Origin of the sequence: Streptomyces sp. NPDC006259 (assembly GCF_042870975.1) — a bacterium.
In the GTDB taxonomy this organism is placed as follows: domain Bacteria; phylum Actinomycetota; class Actinomycetes; order Streptomycetales; family Streptomycetaceae; genus Streptomyces.
The window spans coordinates 494,210-510,247 of the sequence record NZ_JBIAHY010000005.1; the positions used below are offsets into that span (position 1 = coordinate 494,210).

Genomic DNA, 16,038 nt, shown 5'->3' on the forward strand with positions numbered 1-16,038 from the left:
CAGCGAAACACTGCTGGGGTATTAGGCTGTGCGCCGGTCGGGCCCAGGTGCAGGGTCCCAGGGGCGGGGAACAGGATGTCCGTAGAACGTCACATAGCGGGGATGCTCCGGCAGATCGCCCGTCAGCAGGCCATCGTGGAGATCGCCCCCCAGGGCTCCACGCGGAAGGCGGCCGCCCTGGCGCACGTGGCGGAGCAGTACGGCTACACGTACGGCATGGCGTACAGGACCGGGTTCAAGAACTCGCTCGTGCAGGTCCGGATGTACCGGGACCCGCGACCCGGCGCGCGCGTCCGCGAGGCGGCCACCATCGCCACCCATCCGCAGGCGGGCAACGGCGGGACAGTGCCGGGCCTGGGGCAGGGATCGCTGAAGCCGCTCCCCGAAGCGGTCGGCTCCGTGGCCGTGCTGAAGGACCTCATCACCTTCGACGTCATGGCCCTGTACGTCGCCGACCGGGCCCAGAAGGTGCTGGGTTACCTCGCCTGCGCGGTCCTGACCGTCCTCCTGCTCATCGACAGTTCGCCGGTCGAAGCGGTCGCCTCCGGCGGGGCGGTCGCGCTGCTCATCACCGTGGCGTTCGAGGTGGGCGCGTTCCGCCGCGGGAAGATCGCACAGCGGCTGACGGACGCCGGGTTCCTCGCGGTACGCGACGAACAGGGCGCCCAGCGGTTCCTGCGTCCGGGGCAGCAGTTGCCCGGCCACACCGGCCCGTTCGCCGCCTGAGGCCCTGCCTGCGGCGCAGGCAGGACTGGGACACGGCGCCCCGCCGGAAGCTGCTGCCGGCCGAGCCCGCCCCGGCTGCTCGGCCCCGCGCACCGAGTTCCTGTCGCCGAAGTGTCACCTGATGACCACCGGGTGACTGCTGTCCGCTCGGCCATTCACCGGAGTCCGGGGAATGCTTGAGGAGCGTCACCGCGAGCGATCAGCCGCCGACACGCCGACCCAGGAATGAGAGTACCGAAAACGGCTAGTCGGCCAGGAGGCCGTACGGCCCCGCCGCCGATGCCGGCGACGGTGGCGTCCGCAACGGGCGCCTTCGCACGCGACCGGTAGGAGGAGACAGTGAGCCAGCCCGCACAGCAGCAGTCGCCGCCCGGAACCACCGAACGGATGCGTCCCCGGCCGGACCACGGTGAGGAGAGCTACGCCGGATCCGGACGCCTGTCAGGCAAGACCGCGGTGATCACCGGCGGTGACAGCGGCATCGGCCGCGCCGTCGCGATCGCCTTCGCCCGCGAGGGCGCCGACGTCCTGATCTCCTACCTCGACGAGCACGAGGACGCACGCGAGACGGCTCGATGGGTCGAGGAGGCGGGGCGCAAGGCACTCCTGGTCCCCGGCGACCTCGCCGACCCCGCGCACTGCCGGGCGGTGGTGGACCGGGCGGTTGCCGACTTCGGCCACATCGACGTGCTGGTGTCCAATGCCGCCTACCAGATGACCCGTGAGGCGCTGGAGGACATCCCCGACGACGAGTGGGACCACACACTGGCGGTCAACCTCAGCGCGCTGTTCCACCTGTGCAAAGCGGCGGTCCCGCACATGCCGCGCGGGGCGTCGGTCATCGCCACCACCTCCGTCAACTCCGACATGCCTCCCGCGCAGCTCCTGCCCTACGACGTCACCAAGGCGGGGATCGCCAATTTCGTGGGCGCCGCGGCGCAACTGCTCGCGGACAGGGGCATCCGCATCAACAGCGTGGCCCCCGGCCCGATCTGGACGCCGCTGATTCCGGCGACCATGCCGGAGGAGCAGGTGGAGAGCTTCGGGCAGGATGTGCCGCTGGGCCGTCCGGGACAGCCCGCGGAAGTCGCCCCGGTCTATGTCCTGCTCGCCTCCGACGAGGGCAGCTACGTATCCGGAGCCCGCATCGCGGTCACCGGTGGACAGCCCGTCCTCTAGGGGCGTTCGATGGACTGGTATCCACTGCGGCTGACCACCCCCGTCAGGCAGCACGTCTTCGGCGGCCGGGCCATCGCCGACCGGCTGGGGCGCACCGGGCTGCCGCCGGGCCGGATCGCCGAGACCTGGGAGGTCAGCGACGTCGACGGCGAAGGCGCCCGGGTGCGCGAGGGCCCGCTGGCCGGGCTGTCACTGCGTGAGCTGACCGAGAGAGATCCCCAAGGGCTGGTAGGCCGGGACTGGCGAGGCCCGCGGTTTCCGCTGCTGACGAAGTTCATCGATGCAGCCGGCCCTCTGCCGGTGCACCTGCACGCCGACGACGAGTGCGCGCGCAGGCAGGGAGAACCCAACGGCAAGACCGAGGCGTGGCACATCCTGGAGGCCGAGCCGGGGGCCACCGCGCTGGCAGGTGTGAAGCCCGGAGTGGACCGCGCAGGACTGCGGCGTGCGTTGCTGGCGCAGGACTTCGACGCCGTGATGCGCCGCGTGCCGGTCCGCGCCGGTCAGACCCTGTACGTGCCGGCAGGTACCTTGCACAGTTTCGGACCCGGCACGCTCGTCTACGAGATCGAGCAGACCTCCGATGTGCAGGAGCACGCCATGCGTCACCGGATGGAAGACGGGTCCGCGCTCGACGACGAGCAGTGGCACACCAACATCGAGGCACTTCTCGATCAGTGGAAACCCCACTCACGGCCCGACTTCGTCCCCGGACTGCGCCTACCGGTCGAGGAGGGTGTCGACCGGGTGATCCTGTGCGCCGGGCCCTACTTCGCCCTGGAACGCTGGCATGTACGGGCCGGCGCGGCGCTCGGCCAGGTCTTCGGCACGGCTCAGGTCGTGAGCAATGCGGGGGGACCGGTCCGCTTCGCCTGCGGGGATGAGCAGGCGGAACTCGGCCGGGCCGAAACCGTCGTGCTGCCGGCCGCCCTGGGCCAGGCACGGTTCCACGGTCCCGCCGACCTCCTGGTCGGCTACCTGCCCGACCTCGAACACGACATCCGCCGACCGCTGACGGACGCCGGCTACGGCCCGCTCGCCATCTCGGCGCTCGGCGAGTGCCTTTCCTGATCCCCGCAGCTAGACCGGCCTGGCTCCGCGACATGGTTTCGCTGTCGATGGCGGCCCGCCCTGTCCGCCATGTCCACCATGCGTTCCGACCATGCCCGCGGACCCATGGCCTCCGCGGCACAAAGAACGGGGCCCGGTCGACCGCCCCTGCCCCTGCCCCTGCCCCTGCCCCCGCTCCGGCCGCGACCAGCGCGGCCCGGCCGGCGGCCTCCGGCTCGGGACGCGCGGTACTCGTTGCCTTCAGCTGTCCGCCGGCGAGGGGATTGCGGGACGTCCATCTGGGTGGTGGTGGAGGAACACGCTCAAGCACCGGTGCACGCAGGCGCGAGTATGCGGACATGCCTACATCGAGTGACCAATTCGGCGTTGCCCGGCGCCCGTTCGTTCGGGCCGGGCACCACAGCCGGGACGGCACTGGGTCGCTGAGCCGCACCCGGTGACCCTTCCGGAACGCCACCGTTCTCAGGAAATCCCGATGACCGAGCACTCCCCGACTGCCTCCCCTTGGTCTGCGATCCTCCCCACCCCCCGGACCACGAGCGCTGTTCCGCGGAGCATCTGACGATCCTGTCCGCCGACGGCCTCGTGGACCACAGCGCCATCGTCGCGCTGCGCCGCCGTCACGACATCGAGCAGCTCACACCGCTACGCCAGGACCAGCCAGCGAGGAGCCAGTAATGCAGGACGTACCCGCCCCCTTGTACGAGGTGTCAGACCTGCCTGCCCTCGAATTCGACCCCTTCCTCCGCGAGGCGCTGGCCGAACCGGTCATCCGGATCCGGCTGCCGCACGGAGCTCCCGGCGAATGCTGGCTGGCGACACGGCACGACACCGTCCGGTTCGTCACCTCCGATCCACGGTTCAGCCGCGACATCGTCGGTCGGCCGCTGCCCAGCATGAACAGATACCTCATCCCGCTCGACCGTGCGGTCAGCTTCGTCGACCCGCCCGGCCACAACCGGATCCGCACCGTGGTCTCCTCGGCCTTCAACCGCTTCGCCATGGCTGCCCTGCGTCCCCGCGCCCAAGCCGTTCTCGACGAACACATCTCCTCCATGGTCGCAGCCGGACCGCCCGCCGACCTCGTTCAGTACGTGACCTCGCCCTTCCCCATGCACGTCATCGGAACTCTGCTGGGCGTGTCGGAAGCCGACCGGCCACGGCTGTGCGCATGGGCGGACGCCATCCTGACCCGGGCGAAGGACGAAACGGAGGTCGAACGCGCACGGCAGGCCAAAGAGGAAGCCCGCGCCTTCTTCCGCGAACTGGCCCGCGAGCGCCGGCTCCAGCCGCAGGACGACCTCATCAGCGAACTGGGAGCCGCAGTCGACAGCGACAGGATCGAGGAGGAGGAACTCCTCGCCATGGCCACGCTGATGGCGCTCAACGGCTGGCACGCGGTACGCAACCACACCTCCAACATGGTGTACCTCCTGCTCACCGACGACAGCCTGAGGAGTCGGCTGCACTCCGATCCGCATGCCGTACCGGCGGCCGTGGAGGAACTGCTGCGCTGGATTCCGCACAAGCACGGCCTGGGTCAGGCCCGCATCGCCACCGAGGACGTCGAGGTGGGAGGTGTCCTGATCCGCCGTGACGAGGTCGTCTACGTCTCGTACGTGGCAGCGAACTGGGACGAACGGTGCTACCCCGCACCGCACCGGATCGACATCGACCGCAAGGGCCCGCCCCACCTGGCCTTCGGCCACGGCCCCCACCATTGCCTGGCACCGCTGCTGGCCCGCATGGAAGCCGAACTGCTGCTGACCACCCTCATCACACGCCTCCCCGACCTGCGGTTGGCCATCGATCCCGGAGACGTTCCCTGGCAGAAGGACGTACTCATCCGAGGACCGGTGGCACTGCCGGTCGCCTGGTAGCGCTGGCCGTCCGCGACACGTGCGGCAGACAATCGTACGAGGACTCGGCGCGTCAACCATGCAGGGACCGGTCCCGTCCGGCACCACCGGTCATGGCGAGCACGCTCGTGCGGGCGCCGTGCAGGTACCGGTCCCTTCTGGCGCCACGGTCATGGCGAGCACGCCCGAGCGGGGCACCCGCGACTGTGTCCGCGGTCGTTGCTCTGCCCGAAGTCGCCGAGGGGGGGGCCGGGGCGTACCGCTCGATCGGCAGGGCGAGAGGGTGCGTGCGCACACGGCGCAGGCGCGGAGCCCCATGCCTGCGCCGCACATGGCGCACGCGCGGAGCCCCACGCCTGGGGGCTGGAACGGCGCCGCACCGTCCCTCCGGCGCAGGAGGCAGCACGGCGGAGCCCGGGCCGACGTTCACGAGTGAGTAAAAAACATACCCTCCCGGAGGTATGAACAAGTACTGTGCTCATGCTGGATCCGCGTGTCGACGCAGACGTGCGCCAGCGCTCTGGACCTCGTGTCCGATACAAAATCCATGGGGGATGGAAATATGAGCAACCGGACCGTATCGGCGCGGTTGAGTACAAGACAACGAAGCGTGGCGGACGCGCTGCACGAGGGGGACCTGACCCGCCTCTCGCCGGTGCAGAGCGTTCCGGTGAAATCCCTGCTACCGGCGGATTCTCCCCGTACGGCGGGCGAGAACGCCGAACACGTCCAACTCCTCGCCCAGTCCGCGGCCTTGTTGCCGCCGATCACCGTCCACCGGGCCTCGATGCGGGTCGTGGACGGCGCGCATCGTCTGCGGGCCGCCGTGGAGCGGGGCGAGGAGTTCATCCAGGTCCGCTTCTTCGGAGGCTCCGAGCACGACGCCTTCCTCGTCGCTGTACGGGAGAACACCGCACACGGGTTGCCGCTGTCCATGCAGGACCGGCTGGCGGCCGCCGCACGCATCCTCAGGACCCACCCGCACTGGTCCGACCGGGCGATCGCCGAACTCGCGGGCCTGTCGCCGAAGACCATGGGCGAAATCCGGCGATCCGCGCCGGACGCGGACGCGCAACCGACGGCACGCCTGGGACGCGACGGCAAGGTCAGGCCGGTGGACAGTTCCGCCGGCCGGCTTCTCGCGGCCCGTCTCGTCAGGGAACTGCCGGACGCCTCGCTGCGGGACATCGCCAAGAAGGCCGGCATCTCTCCCGGCACGGTGCGGGACGTCCGCGCTCGGATCGGTCGCGGCGAGGATCCGGTGCCCAACTCGGCCGGGCGCAACCACGCCGTCGCGACGTCCGCGTCGTTGGCGGCCGCGGCTCCGGGAAGCGCCGCACCCGACGGATCCTCCTCGCTGGTCACCGTGGAGGAGCCGGCCGCGCCCGGCGGTTCGCCGCGGCGCACCGCCGCGTTGGCGCACCAGCGGTGTGTCGTCGTGGGAAAGGCGACGCGGACCGCCGCGCGTCCCGCGGCCTCCCGGGAGGATGCCGCCGGGCTGCTGGCCGCGCTGGGCAAGGATCCGTTGCTCAAATACGCCGAACAGGGCCGGCTCATGCTGCGCCTGCTCAGCGCGGGGGCTCTGCCCGCCCGCCTGTGGAACGACTTGGACGACGCCGTTCCCGACTACTCCGTCAGCTCGGTCAGTCGGCTCGCCCGCGCCTCCGCCGAAGCGCTGACGCAGTTCGCCGACCGCCTCGAACTCAGGTCGGACCGGAGTGAGGCGTGACGGGCGTCGGCCCCGCGCCTGTGCAACCGGTGCCCGGTCCGCGGTTGCCCACCTCGCCTTCGGGGCGGCAGGGCGATGCCCTCACCCGGGGCGGCCGGGCGCGGTCCCACCCGCCGGGTTGTGATCCGCGGCCGTTGCGGCTGTTCACCTTCCACCATGCCGGGGGAAGCCCGTCGGCCTTCTCCGGCTGGCGGAAGCGACTGGCCCCGGAGACGGAGGTCGTACCGGTGAGTCTGCCGGGACGGGGACGGGACGGGCGCAGTCCGCGCTACCACGACATGACGTCCCTGGTCGAGGCGCTCGCCGAGGATCTCGGCCCCGACCTCGAGGGACCGCACGCGTTCTACGGACACAGCATGGGCGCGCTCGTCGCCTACCGGTTGACGCGGCTGCGGGCCGGGAGCGGGCGGCGACTCCCGGCCCGGCTGATGGTCGGGGCGTTCGCGGCGCCACACCTGTTCCACGGGTTCCACCACACCCGGCAGCCCGACGACGACGAGTTGAGGGACTGGCTGGTCGCGGTGTCGGGGAGATCCACCGCCCTCGCCGCCCTCATCGACGACGGTGACGACCTGGGCGACTCCATCCTCACGCGCCTCAGGGAGGATCTCAGGCTGTGCGCGGGCGCGTGGGAGGGCGATGCGCCGTCACCGCTGGCCTGCCCCGTGGACGTCTTCACCGGCATCGACGACCCGCTGGTCCCCGTGGCGGACGCCGCACGCTGGAGCTTCTATTCCAGCGCCGGCACGACCGTGTACGAAATACCGGGCGGACATTTCTTCCCAAGAGAATCAAAGGCGGATTTCTTCCGCGCGCTCCGTTCCGCGCTCCGCCCCGTGTGCAACTGCTGAACTTCCCTGGCTGCACACTCGATTGAAGGTTTTCCGATCGCCGAAACGTCGGTACTGTTCCAACCCGGCTGCCGAAGCGGCCGATTGCCGCGAGGAATGCGACCGCGGCGACGAAAGCGAAACGGGAAATTTCAGCCGGATGACGGGCGGGGAAAGTGTCTGCGAAGGATGCGGGAACGAAACGGGCCGGGAACCCCCGGCCCACGCGACCGGAACCGGTCCAGCTGCTGACCCCCGGGGGTGAGCGTGTGCACCACCCGGACTACGACATCGACGTGACCCCCGGCGAACTGCGGGACCTGTACCGGGCCATGGCCCGGGCCCGGCGCGTGGACGCCGAGGGCGTCACCCTCCAGCGCCAGGGTGAACTGGGCCTGTGGCCCTCCCTGTTGGGCCAGGAGGCGGCGCAGATCGGCTCCGGGCACGCCGTCGGCGACCAGGATCACGTGTTCCCGAGCTACCGCGACCACGGGGTCGCCCTCTCCCGCGGCCTCGACCCGCTGGACATCTTCCGTATGTTCCGGGGCGTCACCCACGGCGGCTGGGACCCGGCGGAGAAGAGATTCCATCTCTACACCCTGGTCATCGGTTCCCAGGTTCTGCATGCCACCGGATATGCCATGGGCGCGGCGCAGGACGGCGAGAACGCCGCCGTCATCGCCTATTTCGGTGACGGTGCCACGAGCCAGGGCGACGTGAGCGAGGCCTTCAATTTCGCGGCGGTATACCAGGCGCCCGTCGTCTTCTTCTGCCAGAACAATCAGTGGGCGATATCCGAACCGACGGAACGGCAGAGCCGTGTACCGCTTCACCGGCGGGCGGACGGTTTCGGTTTTCCCGGCATACGAGTCGACGGCAACGACGTCCTGGCCTGCCTCGCGGTGACCCGCACCGCGCTCGACCGCGCCAGGCAGGGTCAGGGCCCCACCCTCATCGAGGCGTTCACCTACCGCATGGGCGCCCACACCACGTCGGACGACCCGACCAGGTACCGGGACGCCGGCGAGGTCGCGGAATGGGCGCGCAAGGACCCGATCGCCCGGCTCCGCAGCCACCTTGCCGCCCACGACTGGGCCGACGACACCTTCTTCGCCGCGGTCGACGAGGAGAACGAGCAGTTCGCCACGGAGATCCGGGCGGACGTCCGGGCCATGCCCGAGCCCGACCTCGACGAGATCTTCGGCCTGACCTACGGGGACGCCCATTCCCTGGTGGCGGAGGAACGCGCGGAGTTCCGCGCCTACCGGTCGACCTTCGCCGACGCGGCGAACACGGAGAGCTGAGATGACGATCCTCGACCAGTCCCGCTCCACGGTGCGCACCCTCACCCTCGGGCGGGCGATCAACGAGTCCCTCCGCGGCGCGATGGCGGACGACCCCAAAGTCGTGTTGATGGGGGAGGACATCGGCCGGCTGGGCGGTGTCTTCCGGATCACCGACGGCCTTCAGAAGGACTTCGGCGAGCACCGGGTGCTGGACACGCCGCTGGCCGAGTCGGGCATCGTCGGCACGGCCATCGGTCTGGCCCTGCGCGGCTACCGACCCGTGGTGGAGATCCAGTTCGACGGCTTCGTCTTCCCCGCCTACGACCAGATCGTCACCCAGCTGGCCAAGATGCGCGCCCGGTCCGGCAACCGCTTCGGTCTGCCGGTGGTGATACGGATCCCCTACGGCGGCGGGATCGGCGCGGTGGAACACCACAGCGAGTCGCCCGAGGCGCTGTTCGCCCACGTCGCCGGATTGCGGGTGGTCAGCCCGTCCACCCCGGGCGATGCCTACGGCCTGCTGCGGGCGGCCATCGACTGCGACGACCCCGTCATCTTCCTGGAGCCCAAACGCCGTTACTACGACAAGGGCGAGGTGGACACCGCGGCGCCCGTGGCACCCCTGCACGGGGCACGGGTGGCACGCCCCGGGCGCGACGTGACGGTCGTCGGCTACGGTCCGACGCTCCGCCCCTGCCTGGAGGCGGCAGCCGCGGGCGAGGAGGACGGCATCAGCCTGGAGGTCGTCGACCTGCGCTCCGTCTCACCCATCGACTTCGACACGATCGAGGCCTCGGTGGCCCGGACCGGCCGGCTGGTCGTCGTGCACGAGGCGCCCGTCTTCTTCGGGGCCGGCGCCGAGATCGCCGCCCGGATCACCGAGCGCTGCTTCCATCGTCTGGAGTCCCCGGTCCTTCGGGTGGGCGGCTATCACATGCCGTATCCGCCTTCGCGCACGGAACACGAATACCTGCCCGACCTCGACCGGATCCTGGATGCCGCCGAGCGAGCCCTGGCCTACTGATATCGAGGAATCGGAAAACATCGGTGACGGTGAACATGCAGCGCTTCCGTGAATTCTCCATGCCCGACGTCGGAGAGGGGCTGACCGAAGCGGAAATACTCCGGTGGTACGTCTCCTCGGGAGATCCCGTGCACGACGGAATGACCGTGTGCGAGGTCGAGACGGCGAAAGCCGTGGTCGAACTGCCCATTCCGTACGACGGTACGGTGCACGCGATCCACTCCGGCGAGGGAACGACGGTCGACATCGGCGCGGTGATCATCACCGTGGACACGGCACCGAGCGGCGAGGCCGGCCCGGCGCCCGCCGTGCCGGTGGAGCCGCCCGCAGCCGAGGAAGCGCCGCAGCCGGAGCCCCGCCAGGCCGTCCTGGTGGGCTACGGCGTGGCGAACGGGTCGACCAAGCGCCGCCCCCGCAAGTCGGCCGCGGTGGCGGCGGGCCGGCCACGCCGGCCCGGACCCCCCGCCGACGGTCCCGCCCCCGCGGCGAAGCCCCCGGTCCGCAAACTCGCTCGTGACCTCGGCGTCGAACTCGCCCGGGTGACACCGACCGGACCGGGCGGGGTGATCACCCGCGCGGACGTGCACGCGGCCCTGCCCGCGGCGCCCGCGGACGTCCACCCCGCGCTGCCCGCGGCACCCGCACCCGCACCGCCGGACCGGCAGGCCGGGGAGCGGCGGATACCGGTCAAGGGCGTGCGCAAGGCCGTCGCCGAGGCGATGGTCGCCAGTGCCTTCACCGCGCCGCACGTGACGGAGTTCCTCACGGTCGACGTCACCCGCACCATGAAACTCGTCCGACGGCTCAGGGGAGACCCGGACTTCGCCGGGCTACGGGTCACCCCCATGCTGCTGGTCGCCAAGGCGCTGCTGTCCGCGGTCAGGAGGCACCCGGCCGTCAACGCCTCGTGGGACGAGGCCCGGCAGGAGATCGTCCTCAAGGACGACGTCCACCTGGGCATCGCCGCCGCCACCCCCCGTGGGCTGATCGTTCCGCACATCCGGGACGCCCACGCCCGGACCCTCCCCGAACTGGCCCGCTGCTTGCACGACTTGGTCGACACGGCGCGTGCGGGGAAGACCGCCCCGGCGGACCTGTCCGGCAGCACGGTCACGGTCACCAACATCGGCGTGTTCGGTGTGGACACCGGTACCCCGATCCTCAACCCCGGGGAGGCCGCCATCCTCGCCGTGGGCGCGATCAGGGAACGCCCCTGGGTCCACAAGGGCCGGATCGTGCCCCGTCAGGTCACCACCCTCGCCATCTCCTTCGACCATCGCCTGGTCGACGGTGAACTCGGTTCCCGGGTGCTCACGGAGATCGCCGCCGTACTGGAGCGCCCCAAACGGCTCATCACCCGGTGAGCCATTCCCCGCGGCCCGAATCGGCTGTACGGACGGCGATTTGAACAAGGTTCCGCCATCCGTCGCAGCGGGTTATGGTCGACCCACCGACTTTCTTTTCTTCTCGATCGCCTTTCGCGTTCGTCCGCGTGCCGCCCGATTCCGAGCCGCGCCACGCCATGTGACACCCACTTTTGCTCCTGGAGGAATGCCGTGCACAGCCGTATCGGAGTCTTTCTTTCCCCTGTGCACGCCACAGGGCAGGACCCGCACCTCGCGATCCGCCGCAACCTCGACCTGGTCGAGCTGCTGGACGACCTCAACTTCGACGAGGCGTGGTTCGGTGAGCACCACTCCCTCGGTTGGGGGCTCGTCGGCTCCCCGGAGACGCTGATAGCGGCCGCCTCGCAGCGCACGCGTCAGATCAAGCTCGCCCATGGCGTGGTCCCGCTGTCCTGGCACCACCCCTTCCACGTCGCCAGCCGCGCCGTGCACCTCGACCACCTCTCCCGCGGCCGGTACATCCTGGGGGTCGGCCCCGGGGTGCCGACGGACGCGAAGATGCTCGGCCTGGAGCCGGCCGACCAGCGGACCCGGCTCGCCGAGGCGTTGCCGTCGGTCATCGAACTGGTCAACGGCGACGAGCCGGTGACCGACAAGACGGACTGGTACGGCCTGAACGAGGCCAAGTTGCAGCTTCCCCGCTACAGCAGGGAGGGTCTGGAGATCGCCATCGCCAGCGGCGGTACCACGCCCACCGCTCCCAAGCTGGCCGGCCAGTACGGGCTCAGCATGGTGTCGTTCGCCCTCTCCCAGCCGGGCATCCCGGTCAACATCGGCCTGGCCGAGCAGTGGCGGATCGCCGAGGAGAGCGCCGCCGAGCACGGCCGCACCATGTGGCGGGAGAACTGGCGCGTCGCGCTGCCCGTGCATGTCGCCGAGACGCGCGAGGAAGCCTTCGCCGATGTTCAGGACGGCTTCGCCAACTGGCTGTTCGACTACTTCGGCCGGGCCGGCGGACGCGACGTGTCCACCCCGGGACACAGCCGCGACCAGGAGCTCCAGGCCCGCGTCGAGGCGGGCGGCGCCCTCGTCGGCTCGGTCGACGACGTCGTCGCCGGCATCCAGCGACTCCAGGAGAGCACGGGCGGCTTCGGCAACCTCCTCGTCTACGTGCCCGACTGGTGCTCGTGGGAGAAGACCGACCGCAGCATGCAGCTGCTCGCCCGCTACGTGGCCCCCCACTTCACCGGCACCCTCGAGCGCCCGCACGAGTCGATGGAACGGCACGTGGCCAGGCTCGCCCGCCGCTGACGGCACCGGACCACTGATGTCACAGCATTCTGAATTGGAGTTCACATGACAATCTCTGGGGACAAGGTGTCCCAGGTGTCGGCGGGCGGGGGAGGTGTCACGGCGCGCGGGACCAGCGCGCTGCTGTTCGCGGGCCTCGTGGTCGGCAACTTCCTCGTCATCCTCGACGTGTCGATCCTCAACGTGGCGCTCCCGGACGTCAAAGCCGACCTGGGCGCCTCGGCGGCCCAGCTGCCGTGGACCGCGGACGCCTACACCGTGATTTTCGCGGGCCTGCTGATGGCCTCGGGAGCGGTCGCGGACCGGCTCGGCCCCCGGAGGGTCTACCGCCTCGCCCTGGCGCTGTTCGCGCTGCTCTCGCTGGCCTGCGCGGCGTCGCCGAACGCGACCAGCCTGATCGTGGGCCGTGCCCTGCTCGGAGCGGCGGCCGCCGGCCTCGTCCCGGCGTCCCTGGCGTTGCTGGCCCGGCTGTACCCGGAGCCGGCCAGGCGGTCCCGGGCGATCGGTTCCTGGGCCGCGCTCAGCAGCTGCGGTTTCATCGCCGGCCCCGTCATCGGCGGTGCGCTGGTGGACCTCGGTGGCTGGCGCTGGGTGTTCCTCGTCAACCCGCTGATCGTGCTGGTGGCGCTGCTGCCGACCCGCGGCCTGAGCGGCCACCGGCCGGAGACGCGCAAGAAGGTCGACGTCGCGGGCCTGTCGCTGTCCATCCTCGGGCTGGGCGCCCTCACCTTCGGTCTGATCGACGCCGGTTCCAACGGCTGGGGCCGCCCCGTCCCCCTGGTGTCCCTGGCCCTCGGAATCGCCGCGTTCGTCGCGCTGGGGGCCGTGGAACGCAAGGTGGAGACCCCCGTACTGCCGCCCGCCCTGATGAAACTGGGCCGAGTCCGCGCGGACCTGTTCGCCGGCGCCATGGCGAGTTTCGTCTTCTACGGGACCTTCTTCGGCCTGACCCTGTGGATGATCCACGTGCGGGGCTACTCTCCGCTGGAGACCGGACTGGCGTTCCTGCCGATGACGCTGCCCGCCTGCTTCCTGCCGTGGCTGTCCGGACGGTCCGTCGCCAAGTTCGGCTCCCGCCCCGTCATCCTGGTCGGTTTCGCGGTGAGCCTCGTGTCCGGCCTGGGGCTCGTCCTCGCCGGATCCAACCCCCCGCTTCCCCTCCTCATCGTGCTGATGCTGGGACTGACCGTCGCCGGCACCTCGGTGATCCCGGCGGTCACCGCCGACATGTCCGGTGCCGCTCCCGCGGAGTACGCGGCCACCGCCATGGGCGCGCTGAGCGCCTCACGACAGGCCGGCGTGGCCCTGGGCGTGGCCGTGCTCGGCACGGTCAGCACCTTGCGTACGGCCGCGGTGATCGTCTCGATCAGCTCGGCGGTCTCCCTGCTCGTCATCGCGGCGGTCCTGCGCAAGCCCCGGGCCACCGTGCCGGGCGGTACCGGGTGAGCCAAGTCCGGCGCGCCGCCTTCTTCGACGTCGACGAGACGCTCATCACCGCCAAGAGCATGTTCCTGTTCCTGCGCCTCTGGCTGGCGGCCAACGGGGACGACGGGACGCTGTACCGACGGCAGGCCGACGCGCTGCGCGCCACCGTCACGCAGGGCCTGCCCCGGGAAGTGGGCAACCGTGCCTACTACCGGAACTTCGCGGGTGCCCCGGCCGCCGACGTCCTGGCGGCCGGCCGGGCCTGGTACGCCGATTACCGCCGGCTCCCGGAAGCCTTCGTCACCTCGTGCGTGGCCGCGCTGGAGCGTCACCGGGCTGCGGGGGACACGGTCGTGCTGGTCTCCGGATCCTTCGAGGCCTGCCTGGCCCCGATCGCCGAGGACCTCGGCGCCGACCTCGTGCTGTGCTCCGACCCGCAGACGGCCCCCGACGGCACGTACACCGGCGACGTCGGCACGCCCATGATCGGCGCGGCCAAGACGGAGGCGGTGACCAAAGCCATCGCGGACCTGGGCGTAGCCGCCTCGGACTGCTTCGCCTACGGGGACCACTCCAGCGACCTCGGCATGCTCGGCGCGGTGGGACATCCCGTCGTCGTGGGCGACGACGCGGTGCTGGGTGACATCGCGGACAAGAAGGGCTGGCCGGTTCTGCCGGCGGCCGGTGGACGAAGGGACGACAGGTGACCAGGTTTCAGGACAAGGTCGCCCTCATCACGGGGGCGGACCGGGGGATCGGCCGCGCGCTGGCGGGGCGGCTCGGCGCCGAGGGGTGCAGGCTCGTCCTGCACTCCCACGACGCGGAGGGCCTGCACAAGGCCGTCGCGGAAGAGGGCTGGCCGCACGAACAGGTACTCACCGCCGTGCACGACGTGGCGGACAGCGAGGCCGTGGAGGCGTCCGTCGCCGAGGCGATCGAGCGCTTCGGGCGGCTCGACCACCTGCTGAACGTGGCGGGGGTCGCCCACCCGGGCGGTGTCCTCACCACCTCCCGGCAGGTGTGGGACGCCACCCTCTCCACCAACTTGACCGGCTACTTCGTGGCGGCCCGTGCCGTCCTGCCGCACATGAAACGGGCCGGTGACGGCTTCATCGTCAACATGTCCTCGATCTGGGGCAGGCGTGCCTCGGCCCCCGGCGGCGGACTGGCCTACTCGGTCTCCAAGTGGGGCGTGGAGGGCCTGACCAAGGGACTCGCCGAGGAGGCCAGGCCCTGGGGCGTACGGGTGTCCGGCATCGTCCTGGACAAGGTCGACACCCTTTTCGCCGAGAACATGCCCGTCACCCTCACCGCCGAGCAGCGCGCCAGGATGATGAGCACCGAGGACGTCGCCGACGCGACGCTGGAGATCCTCACCAGCTCCCCCCGCGCTCATGTCTCCACCGTGGAGCTCGACGCCTGGCAGTGGGGCCGGTGAACACGCTGTTCGTCGTCGGCGACCGCTACGCGGCCTTCGCCGACCAGACGGGCGCCGTGACGGTGTCCCGGCTGGTGAGCGAGATACGCGCCGGTGCGCTCCGGCCGCCGGCCCAGGATCCCGTCGGCCCGCTGGTCCTCGCCGAGGGCCAGGGAGTCAGCCCCTACGACTGGGAGCTGATCGTCGCCGAACTGGCGCGTCAGGGCATGTCGGACGGCACCCGTATCCTGCGCGCCGAGCGGGGAACGCCCGCCACCCGCGCCGAGACGCACAAGCATCGCGAGCGCAACGTGCTGATCGCCGGGCTCACCCGGACGGATGAGCACACCTTCACCGCCTCGCTGCGCATCGACAACGACGAGGAACTCCAGCTCGACCACCAGGCGAGCCACGTCCAGGGCATGGTGCTGCTGGAGGCGGCCCGCCAGATGTACCTGGCGGTGTGCGAGCGCCACTACGCCTCGCGCTGGCCCGAACGCCACTACGCGTACGTGTTCGAGAGCCTGCACACCACCTTCCGCAACTTCGTCTTCCCCCTGGAGACCACGATCCGGTGTCAGGTCCTTGGCGCGGACCTGAGCGACCCCGAACTGCTCTCCTTCGACGTCCAGGTCGACTTCGGGCAGGCCCGGCTGCACGCGGCCGGCGTCCGCATGGTCGGCACCGCGTTCGACCGGGAGCTGATGGCACGCAAGGAGGCCCGGGGCGCCCAGCGGTCCGTGCGGCAGGCGCTGCGCGGACTGCCCGCACCGGCGGACCTCGTCCCGGCCGGCTGAGCCGGCCGGAGAACCTCCGCTGCCCGGCCCGCCGTCCG

Annotated in this window: 14 protein-coding genes; all 14 read left to right on the forward strand. The window is 70.8% G+C overall.

What is annotated here, in order from left to right:
- Positions 1–75: 75 nt before the first annotated feature.
- The 14 genes from ACFYO5_RS22895 (at position 76) to ACFYO5_RS22960 (ending at position 16,000) form a co-directional block, all read left to right on the forward strand.
- Entirely contained in the window at positions 76–726 is a 651-nt protein-coding gene (locus ACFYO5_RS22895; protein ID WP_388711501.1) for a hypothetical protein, read from the forward strand.
- A gap of 339 nt (positions 727–1,065) precedes the next feature.
- Complete coding sequence (locus ACFYO5_RS22900) at positions 1,066–1,905, forward strand: SDR family oxidoreductase (RefSeq protein ID WP_388711504.1); 840 nt, start codon at positions 1,066–1,068, stop codon at positions 1,903–1,905.
- A gap of 9 nt (positions 1,906–1,914) precedes the next feature.
- Positions 1,915–2,976, forward strand: coding sequence for a class I mannose-6-phosphate isomerase (locus ACFYO5_RS22905; protein ID WP_388711506.1), 1,062 nt, complete (start codon positions 1,915–1,917; stop codon positions 2,974–2,976).
- Positions 2,977–3,653: 677 nt separating this feature from the next.
- Positions 3,654–4,856 carry a cytochrome P450 gene (locus ACFYO5_RS22910; protein ID WP_388711509.1) on the forward strand — a complete coding sequence of 401 codons (1,203 nt, stop codon included), beginning with the start codon at positions 3,654–3,656 and terminating at the stop codon, positions 4,854–4,856.
- A gap of 589 nt (positions 4,857–5,445) precedes the next feature.
- Positions 5,446–6,564 carry a ParB N-terminal domain-containing protein gene (locus ACFYO5_RS22915; protein ID WP_388711512.1) on the forward strand — a complete coding sequence of 373 codons (1,119 nt, stop codon included), beginning with the start codon at positions 5,446–5,448 and terminating at the stop codon, positions 6,562–6,564.
- Positions 6,565–6,593: 29 nt separating this feature from the next.
- Complete coding sequence (locus ACFYO5_RS22920; RefSeq protein ID WP_388712290.1) at positions 6,594–7,415, forward strand: thioesterase II family protein; 822 nt, start codon at positions 6,594–6,596, stop codon at positions 7,413–7,415.
- Between the two features lie 155 nt (positions 7,416–7,570).
- A complete protein-coding gene (gene pdhA / locus ACFYO5_RS22925; protein WP_388711515.1) occupies positions 7,571–8,698 on the forward strand; it encodes a pyruvate dehydrogenase (acetyl-transferring) E1 component subunit alpha in 1,128 nt (375 codons plus the stop codon).
- 1 nt (position 8,699) lies between these two features.
- Positions 8,700–9,704, forward strand: a complete 1,005-nt coding sequence (locus ACFYO5_RS22930; RefSeq protein WP_356565534.1) for an alpha-ketoacid dehydrogenase subunit beta — start codon at positions 8,700–8,702, stop codon at positions 9,702–9,704.
- Between the two features lie 23 nt (positions 9,705–9,727).
- On the forward strand, positions 9,728–11,068 hold the full coding sequence (locus ACFYO5_RS22935) for a dihydrolipoamide acetyltransferase family protein (RefSeq protein WP_388711518.1): 1,341 nt from the start codon (positions 9,728–9,730) through the stop codon (positions 11,066–11,068).
- 192 nt (positions 11,069–11,260) lie between these two features.
- Positions 11,261–12,361 (forward strand): LLM class flavin-dependent oxidoreductase, encoded by a 1,101-nt coding sequence (locus ACFYO5_RS22940; protein ID WP_388711521.1) that lies wholly within the window; start codon positions 11,261–11,263, stop codon positions 12,359–12,361.
- Positions 12,362–12,406: 45 nt separating this feature from the next.
- Positions 12,407–13,807: an MFS transporter gene (locus ACFYO5_RS22945; RefSeq protein ID WP_388711524.1), complete on the forward strand. Its 1,401-nt coding sequence runs from the start codon at positions 12,407–12,409 to the stop codon at positions 13,805–13,807.
- Complete coding sequence (locus tag ACFYO5_RS22950; RefSeq protein ID WP_388711527.1) at positions 13,804–14,493, forward strand: HAD family hydrolase; 690 nt, start codon at positions 13,804–13,806, stop codon at positions 14,491–14,493. Before ACFYO5_RS22945 ends, ACFYO5_RS22950 begins: the two co-directional genes overlap by 4 nt.
- Positions 14,490–15,224, forward strand: coding sequence for an SDR family NAD(P)-dependent oxidoreductase (locus tag ACFYO5_RS22955; RefSeq protein ID WP_388711530.1), 735 nt, complete (start codon positions 14,490–14,492; stop codon positions 15,222–15,224). Before ACFYO5_RS22950 ends, ACFYO5_RS22955 begins: the two co-directional genes overlap by 4 nt.
- Positions 15,221–16,000 carry an AfsA-related hotdog domain-containing protein gene (locus tag ACFYO5_RS22960; RefSeq protein WP_388711533.1) on the forward strand — a complete coding sequence of 260 codons (780 nt, stop codon included), beginning with the start codon at positions 15,221–15,223 and terminating at the stop codon, positions 15,998–16,000. Before ACFYO5_RS22955 ends, ACFYO5_RS22960 begins: the two co-directional genes overlap by 4 nt.
- Positions 16,001–16,038: the final 38 nt, after the last annotated feature.

Bases quoted from the DNA above. Each gene is read 5' to 3' on its own strand.
- ACFYO5_RS22905 (WP_388711506.1), top strand. From the start codon at position 1,915: ATGGACTGGTATCCACTGCGGCTGACCACCCCCGTCAGGCAGCACGTC.
- ACFYO5_RS22910 (WP_388711509.1), top strand. From the start codon at position 3,654: ATGCAGGACGTACCCGCCCCCTTGTACGAGGTGTCAGACCTGCCTGCC.
- ACFYO5_RS22895 (WP_388711501.1), top strand. From the start codon at position 76: ATGTCCGTAGAACGTCACATAGCGGGGATGCTCCGGCAGATCGCCCGT.
- ACFYO5_RS22930 (WP_356565534.1), top strand. From the start codon at position 8,700: ATGACGATCCTCGACCAGTCCCGCTCCACGGTGCGCACCCTCACCCTC.
- ACFYO5_RS22945 (WP_388711524.1), top strand. From the start codon at position 12,407: ATGACAATCTCTGGGGACAAGGTGTCCCAGGTGTCGGCGGGCGGGGGA.